The sequence below is a fragment of the Stenotrophomonas sp. PS02289 genome, assembly GCF_029960115.1.
Taxonomy (GTDB): Bacteria; Pseudomonadota; Gammaproteobacteria; order Xanthomonadales; family Xanthomonadaceae; genus Stenotrophomonas.
Window position 1 is genome coordinate 1 of the sequence record NZ_JASCOZ010000362.1, and the last position, 431, is coordinate 431.

Genomic DNA, 431 nt, shown 5'->3' on the forward strand with positions numbered 1-431 from the left:
GTGATGTCGGTGGTACGGAAGTAGAACTGCGGGCGGTAGCCCTTGAAGAACGGGGTGTGACGGCCGCCTTCGTCCTTCGACAGCACGTACACTTCGGCGTCGAACTTGGTGTGCGGCTTGATCGAACCCGGCTTGGACAGCACCTGGCCACGCTCGACGTCGTCACGCTTGGTGCCGCGCAGCAGCAGACCGGCGTTGTCACCTGCCTGACCCTGGTCCAGCAGCTTGCGGAACATTTCCACGCCGGTGACGGTGGTCTTCTGGACCGGACGGATACCGACGATTTCGATTTCGTCGCCGACCTTGATGATGCCGCGCTCGATACGACCGGTCACCACGGTGCCGCGGCCCGAGATCGAGAACACGTCTTCCACCGGCATCAGGAACGGCTTGTCGATGTCGCGTTCCGGTTCCGGAATCCAGGAATCCAG

At 62.4% G+C, this 431-nt stretch carries 1 protein-coding gene; it reads right to left on the reverse strand.

The window, feature by feature from the left end:
* On the reverse strand, positions 1 to 431 hold a 431-nt coding region (locus tag QMX83_RS21610), incomplete at both ends, for an EF-Tu/IF-2/RF-3 family GTPase (protein ID WP_282298674.1).